Raw genomic sequence first — 1883 nt, 5'->3', positions numbered from 1 at the left:
CCACCTCGGCGACGCACGCGTCCCGCCGCCGTCGGATGGCGTCGTCGGCGAGCATGCGGGCCAGGTCGACCGGCCAGCTGCGGTTGACGGCGACCACGTTCTCGACGTAGCGGTGCAACGCGACGGCCACCGGTGCCTCCCGCAGCCGCGCGTCCGCGATGGCCCGCTCGACGGCCGTGACCCGGGACTCGTAGATGGCCGCGAGAAGGTCCTCACGGGAGGCGAAGCGCCGGTACACGGTGCGCCGGTCCACACCGGCCTCGGCGGCGATGCTCGCGACGCTCGCGCCCGGATCCGCGGCGAGCATGCGCGCGCCGGTCGTCAGGACGGTTGCCAGGTTGCGTGCCGCGTCGACTCTCATGCCCAAAGGGTAGCTCCACTGAGGTCGATGCTCGCTGTACCGCGACGCTTATGTGCATCTAACTTCTGGAAGTGCTACATTGAAGTGTCACTTGAACTCCGTTGGACGGAAAGAAGAACGCAGATGATCACCTACGACCGGCTTTTCATCGGAGGTTCCTGGGTCGAGCCGAGCGCCCCGGAGCTGCTCGACATCGACTCGCCGCACGACAGGTCGGTGATCGGCCGCGTCGCCCAGGCCCGGCCCGCGGACATCGACCGCGCGGTGGCCGCGGCACGGGCCTCGTTCGACAGGGGTGAGTGGCGTCTCACCCCGCCCGCGCAGCGGATCGCGGCCCTGCGGAGGTTCAACGCGCTCCGTGAGGAGAACGCCGAGAAGATCGCCCACCTGATCTCCCTGGAGAACGGCTCGGCCGGCTGGTTCACCCGCGCCGGACAGCCCGGCCTGACCCGGCAGGCCAACGCCTACCTGAAGGCGGCGGAGGAGTTCGGCTGGGAGGAGACCCTGGTCCCCTCCGACCCGGCGTCCCCGCTGCGCAGCGTGGTGCGCCGGGAGGCGGTCGGCGTCGTGGCCGCGGTGATCCCGTGGAACTCGCCGTTCTCCTCGGCCACCTCGAAGATCATCCCCGCCCTGGTCGCGGGCAACTCCGTGGTCCTCAAGGTGTCCCCGGAGAACTCGCTGAGCATGGGCTTCCTGGCCGAACTGCTGGAGCGGGTCGGCCTGCCCGAGGGAGTGATCAGCGTGCTGCCCGCCGACCGGGAGACCAGTGAACACCTGATCTCGCACCCGGACGTCGACAAGATCGCCTTCACCGGGTCGACGCGGGCCGGCCGCCGGATCGCCGCCATCGCGGGCGAGCAGCTGAAGCGGGTCAGTCTGGAACTGGGCGGCAAGTCCGCCGCGGTCATCCTGCCGGACGCCGACATCGAGAAGGCGGTCGCGGGCCTGAAGTTCGGCTCCCTGCTCAACAACGGCGAGTCGTGCATCGCGCAGACCCGCATCCTGGCTCCGCGCGAGCGGTACGAGGAGGTCGTGGCGGCACTGAAGGAACTGGTCGAGTCGCTGAAGGTGGGCGACCCGAACGACCCCGACACCTTCATCGGCCCGATGATCCGCCCCGACCAGCAGCAGCGCGTGCGCGACTACGTCCAGCTCGGCATCGACGAGGGCGCCCGCCTGGTCACCGGCGGGCCGCAGATCCCCGAGGGACTGGAGAAGGGCAACTACGTCACGCCCACCGTCTTCGCCGACGTCGACAACTCCATGCGGATCGCCCAGGAGGAGATCTTCGGCCCGGTCCTGGTCGTCATCGCGTACGACGACGAGGACGACGCCGTACGCATCGCCAACGACTCCGAGTACGGCCTCTCGGGCGGCGTCTGGTCCGCCGACGAGGAACACGCCCTGGCCGTCGCCCGCCGCATCCGCACCGGCACCATCACGGTCAACGGCGCCTCCGTCGCCTTCGACGGTCCCTTCGGCGGCTTCAAGGCCAGCGGCGTCGGCCGCGAGTACGGAGCGG

Annotated in this window: 2 protein-coding genes; one reads left to right on the top strand and one right to left on the bottom strand. The window is 70.1% G+C overall.

The window, feature by feature from the left end:
- On the bottom strand, positions 1 to 307 hold a 307-nt coding region (locus AAW13_RS43540), incomplete at its 3' end, for a TetR/AcrR family transcriptional regulator (RefSeq protein ID WP_143145115.1).
- 177 nt (positions 308 to 484) lie between these two features.
- On the opposite strand from AAW13_RS43540, the gene AAW13_RS43535 reads away from it, so the two are divergent.
- Positions 485 to 1883, top strand: a 1399-nt coding sequence (locus AAW13_RS43535) for an aldehyde dehydrogenase (protein ID WP_071659885.1), incomplete at its 3' end; no start/stop codon positions are given.

The sequence above is a fragment of the Streptomyces humi genome, from assembly GCF_001005085.2.
GTDB classification, from domain to species: domain Bacteria; phylum Actinomycetota; class Actinomycetes; order Streptomycetales; family Streptomycetaceae; genus Streptomyces; species Streptomyces humi.
The sequence above is the reverse complement of the archived record's forward strand: the minus strand, read 5'-3'. Positions and strand labels throughout refer to the sequence as shown.